The sequence below is a fragment of the Nonomuraea sp. NPDC001684 genome, assembly GCF_053596515.1.
Window position 1 is genome coordinate 1 of record NZ_JBSFGJ010000903.1, and the last position, 1,158, is coordinate 1,158.

General features: G+C 69.0%; 2 protein-coding genes. Both read left to right on the forward strand.

What is annotated here, in order from left to right; translation table 11 throughout:
* Nucleotides 1–787, forward strand: a 787-nt coding sequence (locus ACWCSD_RS52965) for a carbohydrate ABC transporter permease (RefSeq protein WP_449927630.1), incomplete at its 5' end; no start/stop codon positions are given.
* A gap of 30 nt (nucleotides 788–817) precedes the next feature.
* On the forward strand, nucleotides 818–1,158 hold a 341-nt coding region (locus tag ACWCSD_RS52970), incomplete at its 3' end, for a hypothetical protein (RefSeq protein WP_449927633.1).

Below are 1,158 nucleotides of genomic sequence, written 5' to 3' on the forward strand. Positions count from 1 at the left end.
GCTGCTGCTCGTCCTGGCGATCACGATCCTGCCGTTCCTGTGGCAGTTGTCCACCTCGCTGAAGGGCCCGTTCGAGGACGTCTTCGCGCAGACCCCGAGCTTCGTCCCGCTCCAGCCGACGCTGGCGAACTACGCGCGCGTCGCGGACACCATCCCCGTGTGGACGTACGCGCTCAACTCGGTGATCGTGGCGGTCATCGTGGTGGGCGGCAACGCGGTCGGCGCGACGCTGGCCGGGTTCGCGCTGGCCCGGCTGGAGTTCCGGGGCGCCAAGCTGCTCCTGGTGCTGTTCCTGTCCACGCTCGTGCTGCCGGGCGAGGTGACGATCGTCTCCCAGTACGTCACCGTCCGCGGCATGGGCCTGGCCGACACGCTGCTGGGCGTGGCGCTGCCCGGCGCGATCGGCATGCTGAACGTGCTGCTGATGCGCACCGCCTTCCAGGCCATCCCCAAGGAGATGGACGAGGCGGCGGTCATCGACGGGGCGACCCCCTGGCAGCGGCTCGTCCGGCTCGGGCTGCCGAACGTGCGCGGCATGCTGAGCGTGATCACGATCTTCGCGTTCATCGGCGCCTGGGACGACTTCCTGTGGCCGCTCATCGTGCTCAACGACCCGAAGAACTTCACGCTGACCGTCGGACTGCAGTACCTCAACGGCACGTTCAGCGCCAATCCCCGTCTCATCGCCGCTGGGACAATGATCTCCTTCCTGCCCATCGTGCTCCTGTTCGCCTCGCTGCAGCGCTTCTTCTTCCGCGGCGTCGCCGAGGGCGCGATCAAGGGCTGAGCCGGTTCCGAGAACGAGGAGTCTCTCTCCATGCATGACGACCGCACACTGGTCGAAGCCCGTCTCAAGCGCGTGCTGGACGAACGTCTGCGCCCGGCCGTCTATCCCGAGTCCGTGCCGATGGACGTGCGCGTCTGGACCGCGCCGGGCGAGCCCGTTCCCGTCGCCGAAGGGCTCGCGGCCCCGACCGAGCCGATCGCGGTCGGCGCGGCGTGGGGCGCGCCGTGGGCGACGAGCTGGTTCACGGTGACCGGCACCGTCCCGGACGCCTGGACTAGCGCGCTCGACCCGCTGATCCGGCGGGACATGCAGACCGAGGTGATCCGGCTCCACCGCGAGGTCGGCAAGACGATGGTGTTCATCACCCACGA